Here is a 26,044-nt window from a genome sequence, read left to right on the forward strand (position 1 = left end):
TAGAAAGATCATTTTTGGGAGTTTCGATATGAAACGTACTTTCCAGCCATCTGAATTAAAGCGTAAACGCGTTCATGGTTTCCGTGCTCGTATGGCAACTAAAGCTGGTCGTCAAGTATTAGCTCGTCGTCGTGCAAAAGGTCGTCATAGCTTAACTGTTTAATACTGTTACGCTGACCAGACTTGGGTGTGATGACACTTTACAATTTTAGCACAGATGTGCGAATACGCTGTGCTGCAGATTATAAAAGTGTATTCGATGGTGCGCTTTTTAAAGTGCATCAACCCCATTTTTTATTTCTTGCAAAATTAACCGAACAGCCTAATAGCCGTTTGGGTATTGTTGTTGCTAAGAAAAAAGTGCGCCGTGCGCATGAAAGAAATCGAATAAAACGTCTTGCTCGTGAGAGCTTTCGTCTACATCAGCCGAATTTTGGATCAGATATAGATATTGTGGTAATGCCGAAAGTCGGTATAGAAGCGATTACGAATGCTGAGCTATATCAACAATTAGATTTTGCTTGGCAAAAATTACAACGCTTAGCAAAAAAACATTCTAAAGTTGGCACAACCTCGCAGAATTAAGAGATAGCCAATGGTTCGTTTTCTACGTTGGTTGATTCGACTGTATCAAATTGCGATTAGTCCGCTTCTTGGACCCCGTTGTCGTTATATCCCGACCTGTTCCCAATATGCGATAGAAGCATTGCAAACTCATGGTGCAATCAAAGGCGTTTGGTTATCTTCTAAACGAATTTGTCGTTGTCATCCGTGGGGTGGATCTGGATATGATCCGGTACCGCCAAAAGCAATTCGTTTTATTTCGTTTCATCAAATAGATTCTCAAACGCATCATGTTGCTGTACCCTTTCGTGATCGTTTACTGAAGCAAAATCTCTCTAACCATTTGGGGTAATAGATATGCAACAATGGGCCAGGTTTGCAATTCTCGGGGCCATGTTTGTCACCGCATATTTGCTCATTTTGGCTTGGCAAAAAGATTATGGAAATGCTGCAACTGCACCGCAAAAACAAGCGGCGGCTGTAAGTTCACATGAAGTATCTGCTGATTTGCCAAATGCTAAAAATGCAACAGTGGCTTCCGATGTGCCACAAGCAAATATTGCGCAGTCACAAACCACAGATGCAACTGCACCTGTGAATCAACAGCTTATTTCAGTACAAACTGACCTTTACCATATTTGGATCAATCCAAAAGGTGGTGATATTGTTCGTATTGAATTACTCTCACACGACAAAAGCAAAGACAGCGATCAGCCATTTGTTATGCTTGAAAATGATGCCAAGCGTACATATGTTGCTCAATCTGGCTTAATTGGTTTGAATGGACCAGATAGCAGTCGTGGTGGTCGTCCATTATATGCGGTTGAAAAAACATCATATACTTTGGCTGATGCTAAGGGTGTACAGGATCAAAAGGGTCAATCTGAAAAAGTTTTAAACGTTCCGATGGTATTTAAAACACCTGAAGGCGTTGAAATTATTAAAACTTTCACCTTTACCCAAGGGCAATATCCAATTGTTGTAAGACATCAAGTGATTAACCGTAGCCAACAAAGCTGGCAAGGTCAGATGTTTGGACAATTAAAGCGTGATAACTCTGATGATCCTGGTAAATCTTCTCAAGGTATTTTCACTCTAGGAACTTTCTTAGGTGGAGCTTGGGGAACACCTGATTCACACTACAACAAGCTTAAGTTTGCTAATTTCTCAGAAGAAAAAGTAAATACTGAAGCGAAAGGTGGATGGGTTGCGATTGTTCAGCATTATTTTGTAAGTGCTTGGATTCCTGGGAATCTTAAACTGACTCAAGCAAATGGTCAGCCTTATGTAGCTAAACTTGAATCTCGTCAATCTGCGGATCATATGAATATCATTGGTTTTACCTCACCAGTGATTAATGTTCCGGCAGGCACTTCAATGGAAGTGGACGCAAAACTTTATTCAGGTCCGAAAGTACAATCTGAATTAAAAGATTTAGCGGTTGGCTTGAATCAGACTGTCGATTATGGCTGGTTATGGCCGATTGCCAAGTTATTGTTCTTAGGTCTTCAATTCTTCCATAGCATTGTGGGCAACTGGGGATGGTCAATCATCTTACTTACCGTGATGGTGAAGATGATTTTATGGCCTTTATCTTCAAAAAGTTATCGTTCTATGGCGAAAATGCGTGTGATTGCACCAGAAATGCAACGCATGAAAGAAGAGTTCGGTGAAGACCGTATGCGCTTCTCCCAAGAAATGATGGCTTTATACAAACGTGAACAAGTGAATCCACTTTCAGGTTGTTTACCATTGTTGCTACAAATGCCAATTTTCCTTGCCTTGTATTGGGTACTCATGGAAAGTGTGGAATTACGTCACGCACCGTGGTTAGGCTGGATTCAAGACTTGTCAGCAATGGATCCTTGGTTCATCTTGCCGTTGATCATGGGTGCTACGATGTTTGCGCAGCAAATGTTGAACCCGCAACCCGCTGATCCTATGCAGGCAAAAGTGTTCCGCATTATGCCGATTATGTTCACGGTATTTATGTTGTTCTTCCCAGCAGGTCTCGTGCTGTACTGGATTGTGAACAACAGTATTACTATTTTACAGCAGTCGTTTATTAACAAGAGCGTTGAAAAAAGTCGTATAAATAAGACTGAATCAGCTTCTTAATCATTGAACTTTTGCTGAATAAATCCGCTTAAGATGGTAATCTTAGGCGGATTTTTCTTTGGCTGGATTTTAGGTTTTTAGGTGAATAATATGCAAAGTCAAACCACGATTGCCGCGATTGCAACGCCACTAGGGCGTGGTGGTGTGGGCGTGATTCGCCTATCGGGACCTAAAGCTTATGAGATTGCTCAAAACCTGACACAGAAAAACTTGCCTGAAGCACGTATGGCGGGTTTTCGTAAGTTTTATGATGCTGATGGCAGCATTATGGATGAAGGGATTGTTCTATGCTTTCCCAATCCCCACTCCTTTACAGGTGAAGATGTTGTAGAGCTACAAGGTCACGGTGGTCCAGTCATCCAGAATGCCTTGCTTGGACGTCTATTTGAGCTGGGTGCAATTGCTGCAAAAGCTGGTGAATTCTCCATGCGCGCTTTTGAAAATGGCAAGATGGACTTGGTACAAGCAGAAGCGATTGCCGATTTGATTGATGCGACTTCGCAAGCTGCGGCACGCTCTGCTGTTCGCTCTTTACAAGGCGCTTTTTCAACAAAAATTAATACGGTTTTAGAAAAACTGATCCATTTACGCTTACATGTTGAAGCCGCAATTGATTTTCCCGAAGAAGAAATCGATTTCTTAGCAGATGGTAAGATTTTAGCTTTACTTGAAGATGTTCAGCAGTCAGTACATGCAGTTCAAACATCTGCACGACAAGGTCAATTACTACGTGAAGGTTTACAAGTCGTTATTGCGGGTAAACCAAATGCAGGTAAATCTAGCTTGTTGAATGCGCTAGCTGGTGTTGAGCGCGCAATTGTGACGGATATTGCCGGTACAACTCGCGATGTTTTACATGAAAAAATTAGCTTAAATGGCCTACCAATCACCTTAACAGACACAGCTGGCCTACGTGAAACAGGTGACATTGTTGAAAAAGAAGGGATCCGCAGAGCAATTAAAGAAATTGAACAAGCTGATTTGTTATTGCTGGTTTATGATTTAAATCAAGGCGATGACCCATTAAAACTTGCTCAAGAATATTTTGCTGAACACATCGAACCGCGTCGTTTAATGTTAATTGGCAATAAATGCGATTTAACTGGACAATTAGCTGAAATAAGCGATTTTCAAGGGTTCCGTCATATAACCGTTTCTGCAAAACAAGAGATGGGCGTACAAGGCCTCGTAGATGCGATTACAGCGCATGCAGGCTTCCACCCTGAGGAAGACACCTTTATTGCGAGAACACGTCATTTAGACGCAATGAAGCGCACACAGCTCTATCTTTCAGAAGCACATGAGCAACTTGTTGTGTTTAATGCAGGTGAACTCGTTGCTGAATCATTACGCCTTGCTCAAAATGCTTTAGGTGAAATTACCGGTGACTTTAGCGCCGATGACCTATTAGGCAAGATTTTTGGTTCGTTTTGTATTGGAAAATAACTGAAAAACTCTGGATGATGCACATGGCTGTGTCATTCAGTCACCTTGTTAACCGTATCTTTTTAGAACCTTTAAAAACTCATCTAACTCATTCTGATCAACTTGTGCTTCTTTGAGTACATGATGATGTAAGTGTTGTTCCATCAATTCACTCATTAAACCGTTTATCGCACCTTTAATGGCAGCAACTTGTTGCAGTATTTCTATACATGAAATATCAGGCTGTTCAACGGCATGCTCAATACTATTAATTTGCCCTTTTAGTCGTTTTACACGATTAACTATTTTTTTATCCTGACCAATGTGACTCATCTATGTTCTCTTGTATAATTCAATATACTGGTAGGGAGTATATTGGGTTTGAATATTATGCAGGATCATAGTGTATCACGTCATCATCAACATCAGTTTGATGAAGGAAATCCACTTGCACAAAAACGTATTTTGATTGCAACGATTTTAACGGCATCCATGATGGTGTTAGAGATATTTGGTGGATGGTTTTTCAATTCAATGGCACTTCTCGCTGATGGTTGGCATATGAGTTCACATATGTTGGCACTCGGTTTAGCCTATTTTGCTTATCGTGCAGCTCGTCATTATTCCAAAGATCATCGGTTTAGTTTTGGAACTTGGAAAATCGAGATTTTAGCGGGTTATAGCAGTGCAATTTTGCTGATGGTTGTTGCCATTTTTATGGCTTTTCAGTCGATACAACGTTTATTTAATCCAGTTGAGATTTTTTATAATGAAGCTATTCCTATTGCAATTTTAGGTTTGGTCATTAACTTGATTTGCGCATGGTTACTTCACGATGATGGGCACCATCACCATCACCATCACCATCACCATCACCATCACCATCACCATCATGAACATGGGCATCACCATCATGATTTAAACCAAAAAGCCGCTTTTTTACATGTAGTTGCAGATACTGTGACCTCCGTTTTTGCAATTATTGCGCTTTGTGCTGGTAAATATTTTGGATGGGGTTTTTTAGATGCACTTTTAGGGATTTTAGGTGCTATTTTGGTTGCAAAATGGTCTTTTGGGTTAATGAAAGAGACAGGAAAGACCCTTTTAGATGCTGAAATGGACCATCCTGTGGTTGAAGAAATTCGTGAAGTGATTGGTGAATTTCCGAAACATATTGAAATTACGGATATTCATGTCTGGAAAGTCGCAAAAGGTAAATTTTCTTGTATTTTAGCGCTCGAAACTGATGATATTTCTTTAACCGCAGATCAGATTCGTCAGGCTTTATCAATTCATGATGAAATTGTGCATATATCGGTAGAAATTAATATTCTAAAATCTACTTATGTTCCACGTGAAACATTGGCATAAATGAGTGGCATTTTGGTTATAACTCGGTAATCAGTTCTGTTCTCAAAAGCTGAACTGATTAAAATGAGCTCCTCTCCTACCTATGAGTCGGTTTTATGCTTAAAAAATTAGGAATATTGGCGTTATTTAGCTTAACAGCAAGTGTGAGTTTCGCTAATGTAGATACTGTTAGGGAAAATATTAAAAAACAATATCCTAATTTGAAAATTAGCAATATTCAGAAAACCGAAATGCCTGGGCTATATAGCGCTAATCTCGATCAGCAAATCATTTATGTTGGCGAAGATGGGCAGCATATGTTTGTAGGCTCTATGATTCGTTTAAAAGATCAGAAAAACTTAACCAAAGATCTAGTGTTAGGACAGAACTCAATTGATTGGAAACAATTACCTTTAAAAGATGCGATTAAAACGGTTAAAGGTAATGGACAGCATGTTTTAGTAGTATTTTCTGATCCAAACTGCCCTTATTGCAAACAACTTGAACCTGAACTCGATAAGCTGAAAGATGTAACCATTTACACGTTCATCTATCCTTTAAAACCTCAGTCTATTGTTGTTTCTAGGCAGGTTTGGTGTGCGCCAAATCAATCCTATTCATGGAAAAAACTGATTCAACAAGGTGTTAAACCAACAGTGACAAACTGTGCTAATCCAATTGATCGTAATTTAGAGCTTGGAAAAAAACTAGGTTTTAATGGTACCCCTACCTTAATTTTTGCAAATGGATTTAAACTGGTAGGCGCTCGATCTGCCGAAGAAATTCAGGCAGTTTGGAAAGAATTAGGTCTATAAAATGAATTAAAAAAAAAGCACCATCTGGTGCTTTTTTATTGCCTAAAAGTCATTAACTTTTTCGTGCAATTAAATTGTAAATAAAGAGAATAATGACTGCACCAATTACAGATGCGATAAAGCCCGCAGCTGAATTTTCTCCATAAAGGCCAAGTAAACGACCACCATAAGTGGCTAGAAGTGAACCTGCAATACCAATTAGGGTGGTTACGATGAAACCTGCTTTATCATCCCCTGGATGTAAGGCACGAGCGATTAAGCCAGCAAAGAAACCAACTACAATAGCGACAATGAGTGACCACATATTTGTTCTCCAGTTGTTTTTTTGATGAAGTTAATGATTTTGCTTCATATTCTATCGTGCGGCAGAGCTGTCTGTTTTGTCTGTAGCAGATTGCGACTTTTTGTGTCTTTTTTGTTCGAAGCTAAAGTTTTATATAAAAAAATAGCACCTCGCGGTGCTATTTTTTTGAAATTTATAAACCAATTTCGCCAATAAATGGTAAGTGGCGATATTTTTGATCGTAGTCTAATCCATAACCCACAATAAACTTGTCTTCTACTTCAAAACCTAAAAATTTCACTTCGAGATCAATTTCACGGCGAGATGGTTTACTCACTAACGTACACAATTGAATCGAATTTGGTTCGCGAGTTTGCAGCATTTCCATAACTTTGCTTAAGGTATTACCTGAGTCGATAATATCTTCAACGACCAGTACATCTTTACCGCGAATTTCACCATCAAGATCTTTTAAGATTTTAACATCCCGACTTGAAGTCGTACCGCCGCCGTAGCTAGAGACTGTCATAAAGTCGAGTTCATGCGGTTTGGTAATCGTTCGGCACAAGTCTGCCATGAAAATAACAGAACCACGCAGTAGCCCAATCAGGACTAACTCTTTGTCGCTATTTGCATAGTGAGCGTTAATTTGCTCGCCGAGCTCTTTGACTTTTGCTTGAATTTCTTCGGTTGAAATCATGATGCTCATTGCAACAGTCATGTCAGATTCCTACAAGATATAAAAGAAAAAATAAAAAAGGTGTTGACCTGCAACACCTCTAAAATCTGAGTTAATGGTAAAATTTTAAAGCAAAATGATGTTTCATGCACCCTTTGATGACTTTGAAGTTTTATCATTTTGAGCAATATGTCGATCCCGCTTTAAAACAAGAGCACATATTCCAAATAATAACAAAAACTTAACGACCCGATTTTTATTAGGCTGTTTCTTTTTGATAAGCACGGTTTCCATAAATATACGTCGCCTCAATATTACGGTCATCACCTAAAGTGAATAATGCAAACAACGAATCTTCAACAGATTTGGATTTAGACTGACGAAGTTGCTGTAGTGCCGTTGGCTTAAGGTTGAGTACCACAAAGTCTGCTTCTTTACCGATGTTGAAATTGCCTAACTTGTCCTGCAAATCAAGCGCTTTTGCTCCGCCTAGTGTCGCGTGATAGAGCGCTTCATAAGCTGAAAGTTTATCACCCTGTAACTGTTGGACCTTATAAGCCTCGTTAACAGTTTGCAGCAAACTAAACGATGTACCAGCGCCGATATCTGTACCTAAACCTACTTTCACTTGTTTTTCCCAAGTTTTTTTCAATGGGAATAAACCACTTCCCAAGAACAGGTTTGAGGTTGGGCAAAATGCGATAGCCGACTGTGTATCATGCATACATTGCCATTCATCATCTTCTAAGTGAACACAATGAGCAAAAACAGAACGTTTACCAGTTAGGCCATAATGTTGATAAACATCTAAATAGCCCGCTTGTTCTGGAAATAAAGATTTCACCCAAGCAATTTCATCTTTGTTTTCGCTTAAATGGGTATGTACATAAACATCTGGAAATTCTTGTTTTAACTGCCCTGCTCTTTCTAATTGTTCAGGTGTAGAGGTTGGTGCGAAACGTGGTGTAATCGCATACAGAGCACGACCCTTGCCATGCCATTTTTCAATGAGTGCCTTAGTGTCACTGTAAGCCGTTTCTGGGGTATCACAAAGCGCTTCAGGGGCATTGCGGTCCATGAGTACCTTACCAGCGATTAAACGCATCTGAACGCGTTCTGCAGCTTCAAATAAGGCATCAACAGACTCAGGATGAACCGTACAGAAAACGAGGGCCGTGGTTGTACCGTGTTTTAAGAGTTCCTGAACAAAGAACTGAGCAATTTCACTTGCATATGCTTTATCCTGAAACTGGATTTCAGTTGGGAAAGTATAAGTATTGAGCCAGCTTAAAAGTTGTTCGCCGTATGCTCCAACCATTTCGGTTTGCGGGAAGTGAATATGGGTATCAATAAAGCCGGGTACAATCAATTGTTCTGGATAATGTTGAATCTCAACCCCAGCAGGTAGATGCGCTTGAGCATCTTCCCATGCACCAAACCATTTGATTTTTCCATGTTCACTAATCAATACACCATCTTCTAAATAACGCACTTGATTTGGAATATCAGTTGGTTCAGAGATGATTTGCTGGATATCTAAAAAACGACCACGCACAACGGTGGTATTTGCGATCAATGACATGGAAAGCCTTTATATTTTCACTTTTTTCGATTGATTGTACCCCACTTAGCCAATATTTAAACGGTATAACGTTTACTTAGTCCCCATTCAGCCAAAATCCGTCGATAAGTCGTTGATGAACGGTCTGCTTCGAAATGTGCTTCCATCATTAAATCAAGCGGTAGTTCTTCTGGCTTTTGTGATTCGACCATGTCTTGATCTTCGGTAAAAATTTGAGCATTAAATGCGTATACCTTTTCTAAATCGCCAGTTTGGTCAAAGTTACGGGTGAGTGGAACAAATAAACGGGTCTTATTGCTTGAAACAGGACAACAGACATTTAAAATTTTTAAAACCCCACCTTCTGGAAAATCGACCGTAAGTACAGCTGAAAAAGGTGGATAGACATCAAAGGTACGTTTCCATAAGAAGCCTTCTGGTTCAAGATGTTTTAGCTCGTGCGGATAGTTACTGACATTGCTGATATAGACTGTTTTTAAGCCGTAGGCGGTGCGTTCAGTGTGGTACTTAGGGACAACGGGATTATCGCGACTAGCAAAGGCATTGTGATGCACCCATGCAAAATGAGCGACATCGATAAATCCTTCGAGTTGACGTCCGCTAGAACCGCCAATATCCACAAAAGGCGGTAAAATTGATTGATGCTCTGCATGGTCCCAAGTATCTAATACTGGAATATTAGCTCGAGTAACATCCCGACTGTGAATACTGGTCCAAATTAAGCCATATCGTTCAACAACTGGAAATTTGGTTAGAGAAAAACGATCTGAAATTTTGGTTAACTCAGGTTGAGCTGGTATTTGGGTACACTTCCCTTCGGTGTTATAGCGTAGACCATGATAAGGACACACAATTTCTTCACCATCTACCCACCCTTTGGTTAAAGGCACACCACGATGTGGGCAAATGTCTCGGACCAGATGAATTTCGCCACTTTCTGTCTTATATAGGGCCATATTGACATCTAATAACGTCACTCTTTGTGGTGTAGTAGAGACATCTTGAATACGCGCAACCGGATACCAGTGAGTAGATAAAATTTCCCAATCTTTTGCATCAAAACTGCTGTTACATGGCATGGCAAGGGGCGTTAAAGTTGGAATCGCATTCATGGCATCACTCCTTAAAAAAATCAGGGCTCTCGCGAGCCCTTAAAATCTAGGCTTTTTTCTTTTTAGGAGATGCAAAGAGCTTGCCAATATCACTTTTTAATTTTTAAAATGAAATAAAGTTTTTAAAATTCATAAGATTAAATTATTATATTTTTGAATTTTTGTTCTAATTTAGCTTTAAAAATAAATATTCATTATTTGTTATATATCTAAAATGCACTGTTTGATTGCGGACCAAGCATAATAAAAAAGCACTTTTAAAGTGCTTTTTTATAAATCTCTATGCGTTTTTACTCGACAAAATAATGTGCTGCAAAGTGAGCATCATTACCGATAATGTCATAACAATCTTCACGGATAGACAGGCCTGCGCATTGATGTCCAACCATCCATAAACCGAGTGTAGGTAATTGTCCTGAAAATAAAGGGGTATCTACCCATTTTTGTACAACATATCCGTATTTGTCATAGTCATCAAAATGAAAGCTACCAGAAGCTGAGCCTTGATCGTGACCATCTTGTAAAATTCGAATATTGGCCCCTTCCCTTGCCAAAATTGGCTTTTTCACCCATTTGCCAGACAAAACTTGTTGCGGGTCATAGGTATGGGTTTCGACCAACAATGGATGGTTTGGATAACGCTTCCAAAGCTCAACCAAAATCGCTTTATTTGAAAGTAACATTTTCCAGCAGGGTTCAATCCACTGTGTTTGTGGGTGAATATATTGAGAAAAGGCTTCCTCCCAAATCCATTCCCATGGATAGAGCTTAAATATGTTTTGAATGGGCTGATTATGGAGATCAACAAAATCTTGCCCATTCCAGCCTATGTTTTCCATAGAAAGCTCGGAAACTTGTAGATGAGCTTGATAAGCTGTATCCATCAAGTACTCGAGATTTCCCCAGTCTTCCCTTCCAGCTTCCTGACAAGCAGCAAAATGCACATGGCTAGCACGCGGTAAAATTGTTTTCCAGCGTTTAATCAGGTCTTCATGAATGCTATTGAATTGATCTCGGTTTGCAATGCCTGAGACTTGTTCTATCCACAGCCACTGCGCGACAGAAGCTTCGAGTAAGCCAGTCGGTGTGTCCGCGTTATATTCCAGCATTTTGATATTTCGCCCATCGTAAGCGAAATCAAAGCGACCATAGAGCATGGGTGCATTTTGTTTCCACGAATGTTCAATATGGCTTATGGCTGTTTCTGGAATTTGAAAATAAGCTGGATAGTCCCCGCGTTGAATGAGATCTCCTACTACCGATAAACACATCTGATGCAGTTCATTTGCTGCATCTTCAAGTTGTTCAATCTGCTTAAGGGTAAACTCATAAGCAACCCCTTCAGACCAGTAAATTGAGCCATCGAGAGAAGGTAAATTAAAATAATCGAAACCAATATTTTGATGCTCCACTTGCCAGTCTGGTCGTGGAGTAAATATTTTTCTTTTCATATTAAGTGAATGCCTAAAGACTTAGCCGCCGAAAGAAAAACCGCTACGGCCAAAACCACCACGAATTGGGGATGAAAAAGACGAACTTTTCGCTGTGCTTGAAATAACTGGTCGACCTACACTCAAATTGCTGTAAGGATGTAAGGTATTGCCATGATAAGAAACTTCCCGATTATTTCGATAATACGCAGGACCTAAATAGCGGCTACCAGTATAGCTAGAACCATGTCCACTGGAGCTATTTTCTTCTTTACAAGTTTGGGTATTCCAGTCGCGAGCACAGTCATATTGGTTGTTATATACGTCTTGTACTAAGGGACCATCATTATGGCTACATGCTGTGAGTAATAGCGGAACGACGACGAGATTAATTTTTTTAGAACGCATGAGACTCCACACATTTTAATAAGTATGTTCGGCATAAAATACCGAATAGCTGTTATCTATTATGTTTCTGATTAGGAAAGATAAATTTTAGGTTGGCATATGATATTAATCTGTTTTTTTAAAGTACAGTCTCTTTTGAAGATTTAGATGACAAGGCATCTCACATGTAGATGCCTTGTTGTGATGAATTAAGACTGCAATTGCTTTTTGTTATGTCGTAAAGAAAGGTAAGCCGTAATTGCTAACACTATTACGATAAAGCTTAACGAGATCCAGATTGGCATGTGGAATACATCAAGCAACAACATTTTTGCACCAATGAACAGTAAGATGATGCCTAAGCCATATGGCAAATAATGCAATTTAGTTGCAGCGCCAGCAAGTAAGAAGAACATTGCACGTAAACCTAAAATTGCCATTAAGTTTGCTGTTAAAACAATAAACGGATCGCTCGTTACCGCGAAAATAGCAGGAATAGAATCTACTGCGAAAATCACGTCTGAAGCTTCAACCAAAATCAAGACTAAAAATAACGGCGTTGCCCACAATAAACCATTTTGATGTACAAAGAATTTGTCACCTTCAAGCTGTGGTGTAATACGCATATGGTTACGTAACCATTTTAGAGCTTTGATATCTTCAATATTGGTTTCTTCTTCTTGACCTTTTAAGAACTTGAAACCTGTATATACCAAGAACGCACCGAAAATATAAAGCACCCAAGAGAACTCTTGAACGAACCATGCACCAATAAAAATAAAGAGGGTGCGCAGTACAATTGCGCCTAATACGCCGTAGAGCAAAATTTTACGTTGCAGCGCAGCTGGTATAGCAAAAGCTGCGAAAATCATTAACCAGACGAAAACGTTGTCAATTGCGAGGGACTTTTCAAGTAAGTAACCTGCGAAGTATTCCATTGTTTTTTGGTTTGCTAGGGTCACACCAGCCGTTTGCTGTAGATACAACCATAAACCACCACCAAATAAAACCGCGACGCTTACCCACGCCACGCTCCAGTAAGCAGCTTGCTTAATTGAGACATCCTGACCTTGCTTTTGCTTAAAGCCTAAAAAGTCCACTAAAAGCATGACAATGACAATGCCAAAGAATGCTATGTACAGCCATAGATTGCCGATTGTTTCCATAAATCCTCCTCACATCCGGCAATTGGGCATAAAAAAACCTCGACCAGTTGCCAGATGAATTAAACATCTGTATCAACATGATCAAGGTCTTGCCTACATCATGAATTTCACGATGCTCAGATACCGACTTTTTAATAAAAGTGTATTGACGATATCTGACACATAACATTGCTGTTATGTTTGGAGGAGGCTACTCCCCTTGTCAAACTAAATTCTGTATTGGATAAAACATATCCAAGTTCACATAGAATGGCAGATTTTTTTGTATTACGCAACTGAACTTAATGTCGTGGTTTTAATGCAAAAAAATCTCTAGGTTATTTAATCAAACCACGGTCTAAAAGCGGTTTACATATAATTTGGTATAGGTGAATAAAGAATGCCGTTAAAGGCGTACCATAAATATTCCAGAAGTAATAACCCGCTACATTGACCAGTAGTGCGACAATAAAAGCACCCAACATGTCTAAAGGGAAATGCACACCTAAATAAACACGTGACCACGCTACTACAAATGACAAAAATAGCAGAATAATTCCAATCATTTTGCGCTGAGCAAACAAATAAGACAGAGCAATGGTACTGAAAATCAGCATATGATTACTTGGAAAAGATGCAGTTGGCGCATGCTCAATAAACGTGGTGCCAACACCCATGACAAACGGTCTGGAGTGATGGTAAAACAGAGAGATAACGTAACCTACTAAAAGGGATATGCAGGTTAAAAAGACAGACTTAATGACTCTATTTTTTAAATCTTGATCACCATAGAACCATAAAAATGTAAGGATGAATAAAAGAATATAGAGGAGATCATTAGCAAAAAAGATAGCAAGACGAATGATAAATTGACTCGCATCCTGAGCCCCATTAATAACATGGAATAAGCTAAGGTTGAGTGTTTCTAAAGACATTCATATTCCAAACAAGAACAAAAACGTGGGCTATGATAAAGAATTAAGCCTATTGTCTTGATAAAGAATTGTCACAAAAATGAAATATAGTTTGTTTGTGAGTAAAGATTAAACAGCAAGTCTAGATATTTTTTAATGCGTGTTCTGGGCGTTAATATTAAAGTGTTAACGTGTTGGCACTTTATTCGAGAACGTTATTTTATGACTACTCAAGAAAAACAGAAAAAATTAAGTTTGAGGCCCCTATCTCCAAGAGATCCAAAACAGCCGCATAGAGCAGCAACTCCCCTCGAATTATTGTTCGATTTAATTTTTGTAGTCGCGATTGCAACAGCAGGTCAGCAATTACATCACGCGATTATTGAAAATCACCTCTGGCATGCATTACCAAGCTACCTGATGGTATTTTTTGCGTTGTGGTGGGCATGGATGAATTTTTCGTGGTTCGCCTCAGCTTACGATAATGATGATGCATTGTATCGATGCCTTACCTTTGTTCAGATTGTGGGGTCATTAGTGATGGCCGCAGGTATTCCTGATGTATTCCATAGTCAGGACTTTGACATCATTATTGTCGGCTATGTGATTATGCGCTTAGCGCTGGTTACCCAGTGGCTGAGAGCCGCAAAACATGACCCTGAACGACGAATTACGGCTTATCGCTATGCAATAGGCATTGTATTAGTTCAGGTAGGTTGGCTCGTTGCTAATTTCGCGCACATACTTTCTATCCCCGTTTTTTTATTTTTAGTAGTGATGGAGCTATTTATTCCCATCTATGCAGAGAAATATTCTCCAACGCCGTGGCACCCTCATCATATTGTAGAGCGCTATGCCCTACTCACAATTATTGTGTTGGGTGAGTCGATTATCGGTAGTTTTAATGCAATACGTGATGCCTTAGCAGCTCAGTCCATGAATATTCCTGCTGTATTCTTGATGATTGGTGGATTAATGCTGATGTTTGCCATGTGGTGGGCTTATTTTGACCGTAGCGAACAACACCATCATGTTAAAGGTGTACGCCCTTTTGTTTGGGGATACGGTCATTATTTTGTTTTTGTCAGTATTGCTGCGGTAGGTGCGGCGCTTGCTGCTGCCGTAGATGTCACAACCCATCATGCGCATATTTCTGATTTATATATGGGAATAGTCGTTGCGTTTAGTGTGGTGCTCTATACCACCTGTATTTGGATACTTTACGAGTTCCAATGTTTATCTGGAATCACGAAATGGTTTTACCCGATCACAGCCCTGATTATTTTATGTATTCCGTTTATTTGTAATAACGTGGGATATAGCGTTTTTGCGATGGGCGTTGTCTATAGTTTACGTTTAATCGTTTCTAATAAATTTTTGGATAATATAGAACCAGAAAAGGTTTAAAACAGAAAAATAAAAAATGGGTTTCAATTTGAAACCCGTTTTTTATTGAATCATCTAAAGCGAAAGTTAAGCAGCTTTCGCTTTTAATGCGCTCATGAGTTTTTGATGTAAGCCACCAAAGCCACCGTTAGACATAATCACAACAGCATCGCCCTCACCTGCTTCATTGACAATACGCTCAATAATTTCATCAAGTGAACGACTGACTTGAGCACGGTTAGAAGCAGCTTCAATCACAGGTTGTAAATCCCAATCTAAACCTTCTGGCTGATACCAGATAACGTCATCTGCTAAGCGTGCTGAATGTGCTAAGCCATCTTTATGACTGCCCATACGCATTGTATTTGAACGTGGTTCAATAATGGCCCATAAACGGCGTTCACCTAAGCGTTTACGTGCGCCATCTAAAGTGGTGTCAATTGCAGTTGGGTGGTGAGCAAAGTCATCATAAATCTCAATGCCGTTGACTGTGCCGAGTAACTCCATACGACGTTTTACACCGCCAAAGTTAGATAAAGCTTCACAAGCTTGTTCAAGCGCAACACCTACATGCTGAGCAGCTGCAATCGTTGCCAAAGCATTAGCTACACTATGTTGCCCTGTCATGGTCCATTTAACTTCACCAACGACATTGCCATTTTCTAATACTTTAAAATGGCTACCATCAATTGAAATTAATTCGGCAGACAAAGTGGCTTTTTCATTCGCTTCTAAACTGGTACGAATTACGGGTGTCCAGCAACCCATTTCAAGTACTTCATCAATATGAGTTTCAGTAATTGGCGCAATAATGCGGCCTTCACTTGGAATGGTACGAACAAGATGATGGAACTGCTTTTGAATTGCTGCTAAATCATCAAAAATATCAGCATGGTCGAATTCAAGATTGTTTAAAATCGCCGTTTTTGGGTGATAGTGAACAAACTTAGAACGTTTATCAAAGAAAGCAGAGTCATATTCATCGGCTTCAACGCAGAAGTATTTGCCGCCACCTAAACGAGCGCTTTCACTAAAACCAAGTGGAACACCACCAATTAAAAAGCCTGGGTTTAAACCAGCCTGATCAAGTACCCAAGCCAGCATGGTTGTAGTCGTGGTTTTACCGTGAGTACCCGCTACACCAAGCACGTGTTTACCCTGTAAAACATGATCAGCAAGGAACTGGGGACCAGAAATATAAGGCAAGCCTTCGTTCAGCATATATTCGACGGCATCAATACCACGTTTCATGGCATTTCCGACAATAACCAAGTCCGGATGAGGCTGTAAATGACTACGGTCGTAGCCTTGCATGAGTGTAATGCCTGCGTTTTCTAACTGGGTAGACATTGGTGGGTAAACATTTAAATCGGAACCAGTTACCTTATGTCCTAAATCACGAGCTAAAAGTGCTAAAGAGCCCATAAAAGTGCCACAAATACCCAAGATATGCAGATGCATTGCTCGCCTTCTCCACTGCTTTTGTACACACCATTAATATGAATTGCTGAGTGTGCATTATTGATAAATTTGCCAGCAACGATAGCAAGGCTAAACTTGAAAAGATAGTCAAAAATCGTTGTTGTTCTATGTGTTTGAGGCCCTAATAAAACTACAGCTTTATTTTTTTGATTTAAGCTGAATTACAGTTTTATCTTTTATAATATTTTTGATCTATATTAATTCTTAAATCATCGTGATGATGAAGGATGTGCCTTTGAGCCCAACGGTTTTAGCTTTTGCTTTCTTAATTATCTCTAATTGTTTTATGACGCTCGCATGGTACGGGCATCTCAAATTTTTACACCATGCTCCCATTTGGCAAGCAATCCTATTCGGTTGGATTATTGCCTTACTTGAATACAGTTTTATGATTCCTGCTACTCGAATATTGAGTGCACAAGGTTGGTTACTCGGCGAAATGAAGATCACTCAGGAAGTGGTCACGCTGGTTGTGTTTGTACCATTTATGATTTTCTTATTTAAACAGCCATTTAAACTCGATTATTTATGGGCGATGTTATGTCTATTTGGTTGTGTTTATTTCGTATTTAGAAGCCAATAAGTTGTAGTAGCTTGTAGAGAATCAATTATTTAATACAAGCTCTTACTCTTCCAGATCTTTAATGATCTTACAGGATGTTTAAATAATATGAATAAAATTTGAGAAAGTGTCACCGTTAAACCATGACAATTTTTTTATGGGAATAAAAATATTCGCAGAGCTGGTCAGTTAAATTTTCGTGAGATGAAAAATCAGTCTATAATAATGGGCTTCCGAACCATTTAAAACTTGGCTCTCGTCGAGATTTATCTTCTTTTACTTTTGTCTCTGGAACATTAGCAATGAATGCGGCCGCAGCACAAGACGCTCAACCTCTCGTTGGAATTATTATGGGTTCTCAATCTGATTGGGCAACTCTCGAAAACACAGCCAATATGCTTAAACAGCTTGGTGTCCCATTTGAAGCGGAAGTGGTATCTGCTCATCGTACTCCAGATCGTTTATTTGAATATGCAGAAACTGCGCGTGATCGTGGTATTCAAGTGATTATTGCTGGTGCAGGTGGTGCAGCGCATTTACCTGGAATGTGTGCCGCAAAAACTGATTTACCAGTTTTGGGTGTGCCAGTTAAATCATCAATTTTAAATGGCGTAGATTCTTTGCTTTCAATCGTACAAATGCCAGCTGGTATTGCAGTGGGTACTTTAGCAATTGGTCCAGCTGGTGCGACGAATGCTGCAATCATGGCGGCACAAATCTTAGGTTTAACTCGTCCTGAAATCGCAAAAAATGTTGCTGATTTCCGCGCTGCGCAAACTGATAAAGTTGCAAGCAAAAATATTCCGGGTCAGGTGTAAGAGGCTGAGATGGATAAAACTATCGGTATTTTTGGTGGTGGGCAACTGGGCCGAATGATGGCTCAAGCAGCGTTACCATTAAATATTCAGTGTACTTTTTTTGAAGCAAATACAGATTGTCCTGCAGGTGTTTTAGGTCAAGTCTTTTCTAGTCAAGATGAGCAAGGCTTAAAGCAGTTTATTGAAAGTGCTGATGTTTTTAGTCTTGAGTTTGAAAATACGCCTGTTGAAGATGTGGATGTTTTAACACAAACCAAAGCATTGCACCCTCCTCGTGTTGCTTTAGCAACTGCGCAAAATCGTTTGTCAGAAAAAGCGTTGTTTGATGAGCTTACTATTCCTGTTGCGCCGTATCGTGCTGTAGATAGTCTAGAAAGCTTGAAAAAGGCTGTTGCTGAGCTTGGTTTGCCGATTGTACTTAAGACTGCAACTGGCGGATATGACGGTAAAGGTCAGTTTGTACTTCGTTCAGAAGACCAGATTGATACTGCTTGGGCTGAACTTGGGCCTGCAAAAAGTCTAGTTGCCGAAAGCTTTGTTAAATTCTCTCGTGAAGTTTCAATTATTGCGGTGCGCGGCCAAAATGGTGAAGTAAAAACTTGGCCACTGGCTGAAAATCACCATCATAATGGCATTTTATCGCATTCAATTGTTCCAGCACCGAATAGCGAAGCCTTGCAACCTGTGGCTCAAGACTACATTACTCGTTTGTTGAATCATCTCAACTATGTTGGCGTGCTGACGCTTGAGCTATTTGTGACAGAACAAGGCTTATGTGCAAATGAGATGGCACCGCGTGTGCATAACTCAGGTCACTGGTCAATTGAAGGCGCTGTTTGTTCTCAGTTTGAAAACCATATTCGAGCTGTTGCAGGACTACCATTGGGTTCAACAGACGTTGTTCGCCCAACGGTTATGATCAATATTATTGGTCAACATCCTAAAACTGAAGATGTGCTTGCCTTAAATGGTGCTCATCTGCACCTTTATAATAAGTCTGAACGTGCTGGCCGTAAGTTAGGCCATATCACTTTAATGCCTGTGGATAGTAATGAATTGACGAATTTATGCCGTCAATTAGCAGAAATTTTGCCAGAACCACTCGCTTTAACAGCAGATATGACCCTCTAAAATATTTCTTATTCTCTAAAAAGCGATCTTCGGATCGCTTTTTTTATCTTTTAAATTTAAAAAATAATAAATCCTGAGTAATTTCTTGTTTGTGGATAACTTTTTATAGGAATTTTTGAATTTAAATATTGATGGTATTTTTTAAATTTAAAAAGTGCAGCTTGATTGTTTCGAATTTAAAGTTAGTTATCCACAAGAGAGTTTGATTTGTAGCTGATGATAGAGCTCATGTTTTTTGAATTCAAAACTAGTGGTATTTGCTGAAGTGTTTTAAATTTAAAATAACGCGGTAAGTTTGAATTTAAATTATTGCGTGATTTTTGAATTTAAAAATATAGATTGTTTGGTTGATTGGATTTTTCGTGTCATCAAGAATAATGAAATATAGAAAGGAATCAATAAATAGTGCTGTTTTTGCTCGATTGTGGATAAGTTTATCCACAGAAACGCCTGTGTTATAGTTTAAATTTAAAGTAAGACTTTTGAATTTAAACTATGCGCTATTGTTTTGAATTCAAAACTGGTGATGCAAATGAGGGGAAGTTTTAAATTCAAAATAAAGTGGGAAATTTGAATTTAAAACACTGGAAATGAATTTAAAGAAGAGATTATGAATTCAAATTTACGTTTTCTCTCTGAAATTTTAGACTCATAATGGTATGGTACTTAAAAATTTAAATTCAAAAATTGAAACTGGGATAATATGCGACGTTTTTCTTGTATTGTTGGCTCTGTATTTTTAGCAATGACTCAGGCTCAAGCAGAGCTCGTAATTAATGGTTCTACAATATCTAGCAATGCTACTGTTCCAGTAGTAACTAGCGAAGATTATACGCCTAATAATAATTTCCAAAGTTGTTTGGCAAATTTACGTTCTCAAGCAATTGCTGCGGGAGTCTCGGGAACAACTTATGACCGTTATACTCAAAACTTAACTCCAGATTATTCAGTTATTGATAAATTAAACTATCAACCAGAATTTTCGACACCAATTTGGGATTATCTTTCTGGCTTAGTTGATGAAGAGCGTGTGGAGCTTGGAAAACAAAAACTAGCGCAATATCGCGATGTTTTAAATCGTGCTTCTCAAACTTACGGCGTGCCACCAGAAACAATCGTGGCAGTGTGGGGGGTAGAAAGTAATTTTGGTGATATTTCTGGAAAATATCCTTTATTACAAGCGCTTGGAACTTTAAGTTGTGAAGGTCGTCGACAAAGTTATTTCCGTACTGAATTTTTTGCCACCATGCGTATTTTACAGCGCGGTGACTTAACCGAAGATCAACTGAAAGGTTCATGGGCTGGAGCATTTGGTCATACACAATTTATGCCATCGACCTATGAGCGTTTAGCTGTTGATTTTGATGGAGATGGTCGTCGTGATTTAGTATCAAGTACTGCAGATGCATTGGCATCAACGGCTAATTTCTTAAATAAAGCTGGTTGGCAAACAGGAATGCCATGGGGTTTTGAAGTCAAAATTCCTCAAGGTATGTCAATTGATGGAGAAGGGCGACGCTCAAAGAAAGCATTAAGTAGCTGGAGTGCACGAGGAGTAACTCGAATTGACGGTTCTCCACTTGTCCAAGGAGCGTTATCTGGCAGTACTTCGGCAGGTTTAATGGCACCGGCAGGTGTAAATGGTCCAGTATTTTTAGTATTTAAGAATTTTGATGCTATCTACAGTTATAATGCTGCGGAAAGTTATGGTCTTGCAATTGCCCATCTATCTGATCGTTTAAAAGGTGCTCGTCCTTTTGCAACATCTTGGCCAACTGATGATCCAGGAACTTCACGCGCGGAACGTCGTGAAATCCAACAGTTTTTGATTAATCGTGGTTACGATATTGGTGCGGTTGATGGTCTTATTGGGGATAAAACCCGTGTGGCTATTCGTCAAGAGCAAACTCGTTTAGGTTTAAATCCAAGCGGACGAGCAGGGCAACAAATCTTACGTGCATTCCGTCAAGAACAAGCCCAAAAAATGATGCAATAAACTGAAAATAATAAAAAGGTCTGCACATGCAGACCTTTTTTATAAGTACTTGTATAAGATTGCTAATCTAATTTTACCGCTTCCAATATATCAAAAATAACTGAAGTGACATCTTGGCTTAAATCTCGATCATTAAAGATTTCATACGCAGTGATCGTAACATCTGTATCACTTGGTAATTGCTTTTGTTCTTCTTCAATTAAATGTTCAATCGGTAGCAGAGTCTGTTTCACTTCAAGATGCAAAATATCTTTGTATTCAATATTTTCATCTTCAAGCTCGATTTCATGCTCATTGAAAAAGGGGATTAGAATAGAATGAAGATACGGTTTGATTTCAATAATATCAAACAGTTCAATATCGCGTGTTTGTTCAATTGTGCTGATATGATCATTTACTTCAATCAGGATATGATAGTAACTCATCTTGATCTCCATTCTATTTTCGTTAGCTCTTATGACCACAATAACATGACTTTGATATGAATTTCGATGTATCTATCTAGAAATAGATACATCATTTTATATCAAGTTCTTAATTATTGAGGTAAAGCACTCAATAGATCGCGATCAGCATCTGTAAGACCAGTGACTTTTCTGTCACCATCTTTACGTACTGAGGTACATTAATGCATCTGGTTGATCGCTATGTTTTAAACCAAGCGCATGTCCTAACTCATGAGCAATCGTTAAGCGTAAATCATCAATAGACTTAAACTCATAAATCACAATTTGTTTGCCATTGTAGATACCTTTTTTAAAGACATCAGCTTGGGCATTTTGCTTAAATTGGGTTAATGAATTGTTAAACTCATTGTTAATCTGATTAAAGTGAGCGACTTTGACATTTAAATCTTTAGCTTGCTCATTATAAGCAGCAATTTCTTTCTTTAAAGCAACAGTTTGTTTTTGCAAATCTTTCTGGGTTTTAGCCAAAGATTTAGCACTGTATTCAGGTGCTAATTTGCCTTGGTTAAGCTGCATCATTTGCTCGTCAAGATTTTTCAATTTGCCATTCAAAATCTGCTTCTTATTTTCAAGGTCAGATTGAGTTTGACCAAGAGTTTGTTTCAATTGCTTAATTTGTTGCTGCTCATCAATTACACGTTGCTGTTCTTGCTGAAACTGAGCAGCAATTTTTTGACGCTGTTCAGAACGACTCTGACTATTATCGTAAACTAAACGAATTTCTAACTTTGCATTTGGATCATAAGTAAAATAATCCTGACCAGTGCCTTGTTTCCAAATATCTGCAGCTTGTTGGCTAATTTGAATTAATTGGTCTTGGCTTAAACCAAAACGGGGATCAATATCAGCAATTTTGTAAGTCAAATGTTGACCTGCTTTTTGCTGAATTTGAGTGTGAGCTGGAGTAGCAAGATTAGCATTAGCCTGAAAATTAGAAAAAGCAAAGGCTACGCCTAATAACAATGATGTTAAACGCATAATAAAAAGGTGGGAGATTTTAAAAAAAACGTATTATAAGAATATAAAGTGAAAAATCAATCAAAAAACGTACGATTTAGATAAATAAATGAGACTTTAGTCTCATAGTTTTTTACCAAATGCCAAACTATTTTGTAGAAAAAATTCAGTAAAATTGGTTTTATGTAGTTTTTTTAATTAGTTAACTTTAATGATTTTCCTTAATTAAACTATAAATTGAGCCTAATAGCTCTAAATCTGAATCTGTTAATTTAAAATTATGAATATCTTGCTCTTTTAACCGTGGATACATTAATGATTTAGGATCAGTAGTATGTTTTAATCCTAATGCATGGCCAAACTCATGAGCAAGGGTTAAACGTAAATCATTTAAAGAAGCGTAACCATAAATTTGAATTTGGTTTTGGCTGAATAAGCCTTTATGGAAGGGGTGAATACTGGTTTTTTGTTCTAGTTTGAATTGTGTTTTTAAAGAGCTTAAATCACTTTGCTCTTCATTGAGTTCCCTAATTTTTGAATTAAGCAATTGAATTTTATAATTTAAACTATTTGATTCATTTTGTAGATTTCCAGATTTTTGCTGGAGTTGATTTTGCTGCTCTTTTAGCTCATCGGCACGATAGTATCGATGTTCTCCTTGATTAAAGCGTGTTACATTTTGTTGATATTGTTCAAACTCAGCTTTTAAACTGATCTTTCTTTTGTTTAAATCACTTGATAGTTGAGCAACTTCCTGTTTGTTTAGAACAATTTCTTCATTTTTAATGCGCCATGCCTCCTGCTTTTGCAAAAGTGCATTCAAATTTTCCTGTTGCTCGCTTTTTATCAGTTGATGATCATCATAGATTAAGTTAATTGACAATTGAGCCTGTGAATCATAAATAAAATAAGTCTTCCCAGTTTCTTTTTGCCAGATTTCAGCAGCTTGTTGGCTTACCTCAATAAATTTTTCTCGAGTTAATTGAAACCGTGGATCAATAAAAGCAATTCGATACTTTAAAGGTTGATTAGAGGAACCCATTGCTAGATTATTTTGAGCAAAGCTCGTCGTTTGAAAGCCTATGCCTACACATAAGCTCAATCCCCACCATAGAATTTTTTTCATGGCAAAATAAAAAATATAAATAAAATCTTATTGTTAGCTACTTAATTTAATTCGTCAAAATGATAAAAAGTACAGGAGAGTGGGAAAGCTTTGTGATCTTGGTAGAAAAATTTAATAAGATGTTTTTAGACTTGGCAATAATGGAATAATTAATGTAATAAGTAACAATGTATTTTAGTTTAGAAAATCTTTTTTATAATTAATACATTAGTTTTTATAATTGACTTTTTTGACATTAAATAATTTAAAAATATATGAAAAAACGTATTGTTATTTTTTGTAACCAATAAAAAACCGCGCCTAAGCGCGGTTTTTTATTAAAGAAACAAATTATTTTTTGTCATCTTTAACTTCAGTAAACTCTGCATCTACAACACCATCATCAGCTTTTTGTTGACCTGCATCACCACCTTGGAATGCATTTGGATCAAAGCCTTCTGCACCACCAGTTTGCTGTGCTTGTTCATAAGCACGTTGAGTGATAGGCATCAAGATGTTTTGTAAAGCTTCAGTTTTAGCTTTGATATCTTCAACATCATTTTCTTTTGTTGCTGCTTCAAGTTCAGAAACGGCAGTGCTTACAGCTGTTTTTTCATCTTCAGTAACTTTGTCACCAAGATCTTTAACTGCTTTGTTCGAGCTTGAAATTAATGCATCTGCTTCGTTACGAGCTTTTGCAAGTTCTTCAAACTTACGGTCTTCTTCAGCATTTGCTTCAGCATCTTTAATCATTGCTTCGATTTCAGCATCAGACAAACCTGAGTTTGCTTTAATCTGGATCGATTGCTCTTTACCAGTACTCTTATCTTTAGCAGATACTTTCAAGATACCATCAGCATTGATGTCGAAAGATACTTCAATTTGTGGCACACCGCGTGGAGCAGGCGGAATGTCACCTAATTGGAAGTTACCCAACAATTTGTTTTGTTGAGCCATCTTACGTTCACCTTGGTAAACAGAAATGTCTACAGCAGGCTGGTTGTCAGCAGCAGTAGAGAACACTTGTGATTTCTTCGCAGGAATCGTCGTGTTTTTCTCAATGATTGGTGTTAATACACCACCCATTGTTTCAATACCTAAAGTTAATGGTGTTACGTCTAATAAAAGAACGTCAGTTTTGTCACCAGACAATACTGCACCTTGAATCGCAGCACCGATTGCAACTGCTTCGTCAGGGTTCACGTCTTTACGTGGCTCTTTACCAAAGAATTCTTGTACTTTTTGTTGTACAAGTGGCATACGAGACTGACCACCAACCAAGATTACGTCAGAGATGTCAGAAGTCGAAAGACCAGCATCTTTAAGCGCGATACGGCAAGGCTCAATTGTACGAGCAACTAAATCAGCAACTAAACCTTCAAGTTTTGCACGAGTTACGTTGATCACTAAGTGTTTAGGACCAGTTGCATCGGCAGTGATATATGGAAGGTTGATTTCAGTTGCATTTGATGAAGAAAGCTCAATTTTTGCTTTTTCAGCAGCTTCTTTCAAACGTTGTAACGCAAGTGGATCATTTTTCAAGTTCACACTTTGTTCTTTCTTAAATTCTTCAACCAAGAATTCAATTAACGCGTTATCAAAGTCTTCACCACCAAGGAAAGTATCACCGTTTGTTGATAACACTTCGATTTGTTGGTCGCCATCAAGGTCTGCGATTTCAATGATTGATACGTCAAAAGTACCACCACCTAAGTCGTAAACTGCAACTTTACGGTCGCCTTCTTTTTTGTCCATACCGAACGCAAGTGCAGCAGCAGTTGGTTCGTTAATGATACGTTTAACGTCTAATCCAGCGATTTTACCCGCATCTTTAGTTGCTTGACGTTGAGCATCGTTAAAGTAAGCAGGAACAGTAATAACTGCTTCTGTCACTGTTTCACCTAAATAGTCTTCTGCAGTTTTCTTCATCTTTTTCAAGATTTCAGCAGAGATCTGTTGAGGCGCTAATTTTTTATCGTTTACTTCAACCCAAGCATCACCATTGTCAGCCTTGATGATTTTGTAAGGTACAAGACCGATGTCTTTTTGTACCGCTTGATCTTCATAACGACGACCAATTAAACGCTTAATAGCGAATAATGTATTTTTCGGGTTAGTTACTGCCTGACGCTTAGCACTTTGACCAACCAAGATCTCGCCATCTTTATAAGCGATGATCGATGGAGTTGTACGTGTGCCTTCAGCGTTTTCGATTACTTTTACTTTATCGCCTTCAAGTACAGCAACGCATGAGTTGGTAGTACCTAAGTCAATACCAATAATTTTTGCCATGTGACGTTTTCCTCAAAAATTCTTTTGCAATGTTTTTGCTTGTT

Annotated in this window: 25 protein-coding genes and 1 pseudogene; 12 read left to right on the forward strand and 14 right to left on the reverse strand. The window is 38.5% G+C overall.

Annotation, left to right across the window (positions count from 1 at the left end):
- Positions 1–28: 28 nt before the first annotated feature.
- From rpmH to mnmE, 5 genes are all read left to right on the forward strand, one after another.
- A complete protein-coding gene (gene rpmH / locus ACS125_RS03925; protein ID WP_000831329.1) occupies positions 29–163 on the forward strand; it encodes a 50S ribosomal protein L34 in 135 nt (44 codons plus the stop codon).
- Between the two features lie 29 nt (positions 164–192).
- Positions 193–585, forward strand: a complete 393-nt coding sequence (gene rnpA, locus ACS125_RS03930) for a ribonuclease P protein component (protein WP_004795567.1) — start codon at positions 193–195, stop codon at positions 583–585.
- Positions 586–595: 10 nt separating this feature from the next.
- Entirely contained in the window at positions 596–916 is a 321-nt protein-coding gene (yidD, locus tag ACS125_RS03935; protein WP_003656027.1) for a membrane protein insertion efficiency factor YidD, read from the forward strand.
- Positions 917–921: 5 nt separating this feature from the next.
- Positions 922–2,682, forward strand: coding sequence for a membrane protein insertase YidC (gene yidC / locus ACS125_RS03940; RefSeq protein ID WP_004795565.1), 1,761 nt, complete (start codon positions 922–924; stop codon positions 2,680–2,682).
- 90 nt (positions 2,683–2,772) lie between these two features.
- On the forward strand, positions 2,773–4,128 hold the full coding sequence (mnmE, locus tag ACS125_RS03945) for a tRNA uridine-5-carboxymethylaminomethyl(34) synthesis GTPase MnmE (protein ID WP_443270643.1): 1,356 nt from the start codon (positions 2,773–2,775) through the stop codon (positions 4,126–4,128).
- A 48-nt stretch (positions 4,129–4,176) separates the two neighbouring features.
- Here mnmE and ACS125_RS03950 read toward each other — a convergent pair whose 3' ends face one another.
- Positions 4,177–4,440: a metal/formaldehyde-sensitive transcriptional repressor gene (locus ACS125_RS03950; RefSeq protein ID WP_004795563.1), complete on the reverse strand. Its 264-nt coding sequence runs from the start codon at positions 4,438–4,440 to the stop codon at positions 4,177–4,179.
- Positions 4,441–4,497: 57 nt separating this feature from the next.
- On the opposite strand from ACS125_RS03950, the gene dmeF reads away from it, so the two are divergent.
- Together dmeF and ACS125_RS03960 are read left to right on the forward strand one after the other, a co-directional pair.
- Positions 4,498–5,478 carry a CDF family Co(II)/Ni(II) efflux transporter DmeF gene (gene dmeF / locus ACS125_RS03955; RefSeq protein WP_443273912.1) on the forward strand — a complete coding sequence of 327 codons (981 nt, stop codon included), beginning with the start codon at positions 4,498–4,500 and terminating at the stop codon, positions 5,476–5,478.
- A 95-nt stretch (positions 5,479–5,573) separates the two neighbouring features.
- Positions 5,574–6,272: a DsbC family protein gene (locus ACS125_RS03960; RefSeq protein ID WP_443270645.1), complete on the forward strand. Its 699-nt coding sequence runs from the start codon at positions 5,574–5,576 to the stop codon at positions 6,270–6,272.
- A gap of 52 nt (positions 6,273–6,324) precedes the next feature.
- On the opposite strand, the gene ACS125_RS03965 is transcribed toward ACS125_RS03960, so the two are convergent.
- The 8 genes from ACS125_RS03965 to ACS125_RS04000 form a co-directional block, all read right to left on the reverse strand.
- Complete coding sequence (locus ACS125_RS03965; protein ID WP_000269732.1) at positions 6,325–6,576, reverse strand: GlsB/YeaQ/YmgE family stress response membrane protein; 252 nt, start codon at positions 6,574–6,576, stop codon at positions 6,325–6,327.
- A 172-nt stretch (positions 6,577–6,748) separates the two neighbouring features.
- Entirely contained in the window at positions 6,749–7,276 is a 528-nt protein-coding gene (hpt, locus tag ACS125_RS03970; RefSeq protein WP_004795560.1) for a hypoxanthine phosphoribosyltransferase, read from the reverse strand.
- 217 nt (positions 7,277–7,493) lie between these two features.
- Positions 7,494–8,816: a guanine deaminase gene (gene guaD / locus ACS125_RS03975; protein WP_443270651.1), complete on the reverse strand. Its 1,323-nt coding sequence runs from the start codon at positions 8,814–8,816 to the stop codon at positions 7,494–7,496.
- A gap of 56 nt (positions 8,817–8,872) precedes the next feature.
- Complete coding sequence (locus ACS125_RS03980) at positions 8,873–9,928, reverse strand: Rieske 2Fe-2S domain-containing protein (protein WP_443270653.1); 1,056 nt, start codon at positions 9,926–9,928, stop codon at positions 8,873–8,875.
- Positions 9,929–10,218: 290 nt separating this feature from the next.
- Positions 10,219–11,379, reverse strand: a complete 1,161-nt coding sequence (locus ACS125_RS03985; protein ID WP_443270655.1) for a glutathionylspermidine synthase family protein — start codon at positions 11,377–11,379, stop codon at positions 10,219–10,221.
- 21 nt (positions 11,380–11,400) lie between these two features.
- Positions 11,401–11,766 carry a hypothetical protein gene (locus ACS125_RS03990; RefSeq protein ID WP_174740883.1) on the reverse strand — a complete coding sequence of 122 codons (366 nt, stop codon included), beginning with the start codon at positions 11,764–11,766 and terminating at the stop codon, positions 11,401–11,403.
- 188 nt (positions 11,767–11,954) lie between these two features.
- Complete coding sequence (locus ACS125_RS03995) at positions 11,955–12,911, reverse strand: TerC family protein (RefSeq protein WP_443270657.1); 957 nt, start codon at positions 12,909–12,911, stop codon at positions 11,955–11,957.
- A gap of 317 nt (positions 12,912–13,228) precedes the next feature.
- Entirely contained in the window at positions 13,229–13,825 is a 597-nt protein-coding gene (locus ACS125_RS04000; protein WP_004795554.1) for a phosphatase PAP2 family protein, read from the reverse strand.
- A gap of 135 nt (positions 13,826–13,960) precedes the next feature.
- On the opposite strand from ACS125_RS04000, the gene ACS125_RS04005 reads away from it, so the two are divergent.
- Complete coding sequence (locus ACS125_RS04005) at positions 13,961–15,211, forward strand: low temperature requirement protein A (RefSeq protein WP_238613046.1); 1,251 nt, start codon at positions 13,961–13,963, stop codon at positions 15,209–15,211.
- Between the two features lie 66 nt (positions 15,212–15,277).
- Here ACS125_RS04005 and mpl read toward each other — a convergent pair whose 3' ends face one another.
- A complete protein-coding gene (mpl, locus tag ACS125_RS04010) occupies positions 15,278–16,651 on the reverse strand; it encodes a UDP-N-acetylmuramate:L-alanyl-gamma-D-glutamyl-meso-diaminopimelate ligase (protein ID WP_443270660.1) in 1,374 nt (457 codons plus the stop codon).
- A 241-nt stretch (positions 16,652–16,892) separates the two neighbouring features.
- Between mpl and ACS125_RS04015 the strand changes: the two genes are divergently transcribed.
- From ACS125_RS04015 to ACS125_RS04030, 4 genes are all read left to right on the forward strand, one after another.
- Positions 16,893–17,255 carry a DMT family protein gene (locus ACS125_RS04015; protein WP_081399724.1) on the forward strand — a complete coding sequence of 121 codons (363 nt, stop codon included), beginning with the start codon at positions 16,893–16,895 and terminating at the stop codon, positions 17,253–17,255.
- 281 nt (positions 17,256–17,536) lie between these two features.
- Positions 17,537–18,052 carry a 5-(carboxyamino)imidazole ribonucleotide mutase gene (purE, locus tag ACS125_RS04020; RefSeq protein WP_002115451.1) on the forward strand — a complete coding sequence of 172 codons (516 nt, stop codon included), beginning with the start codon at positions 17,537–17,539 and terminating at the stop codon, positions 18,050–18,052.
- Between the two features lie 9 nt (positions 18,053–18,061).
- Positions 18,062–19,183 (forward strand): 5-(carboxyamino)imidazole ribonucleotide synthase, encoded by a 1,122-nt coding sequence (locus ACS125_RS04025; protein ID WP_004795549.1) that lies wholly within the window; start codon positions 18,062–18,064, stop codon positions 19,181–19,183.
- Between the two features lie 703 nt (positions 19,184–19,886).
- Complete coding sequence (locus tag ACS125_RS04030; RefSeq protein WP_443270663.1) at positions 19,887–21,179, forward strand: lytic murein transglycosylase; 1,293 nt, start codon at positions 19,887–19,889, stop codon at positions 21,177–21,179.
- A 62-nt stretch (positions 21,180–21,241) separates the two neighbouring features.
- Here the strand turns inward: ACS125_RS04030 and ACS125_RS04035 are convergent, their stop codons facing one another.
- The 4 genes and pseudogenes from ACS125_RS04035 to dnaK form a co-directional block, all read right to left on the reverse strand.
- Positions 21,242–21,616 (reverse strand): hypothetical protein, encoded by a 375-nt coding sequence (locus tag ACS125_RS04035; protein ID WP_003656007.1) that lies wholly within the window; start codon positions 21,614–21,616, stop codon positions 21,242–21,244.
- 101 nt (positions 21,617–21,717) lie between these two features.
- Positions 21,718–22,700, reverse strand: a pseudogene (locus ACS125_RS04040) (M57 family metalloprotease).
- Between the two features lie 111 nt (positions 22,701–22,811).
- Entirely contained in the window at positions 22,812–23,729 is a 918-nt protein-coding gene (locus ACS125_RS04045; RefSeq protein ID WP_443270666.1) for a matrixin family metalloprotease, read from the reverse strand.
- A 330-nt stretch (positions 23,730–24,059) separates the two neighbouring features.
- Positions 24,060–26,000, reverse strand: a complete 1,941-nt coding sequence (dnaK, locus tag ACS125_RS04050; protein WP_443270668.1) for a molecular chaperone DnaK — start codon at positions 25,998–26,000, stop codon at positions 24,060–24,062.
- Between the last annotated feature and the right edge of the window lie 44 nt (positions 26,001–26,044).

The sequence above is a fragment of the Acinetobacter sp. PFS20 genome (assembly GCF_052261015.1).
Classification (GTDB): Bacteria; Pseudomonadota; Gammaproteobacteria; order Pseudomonadales; family Moraxellaceae; genus Acinetobacter.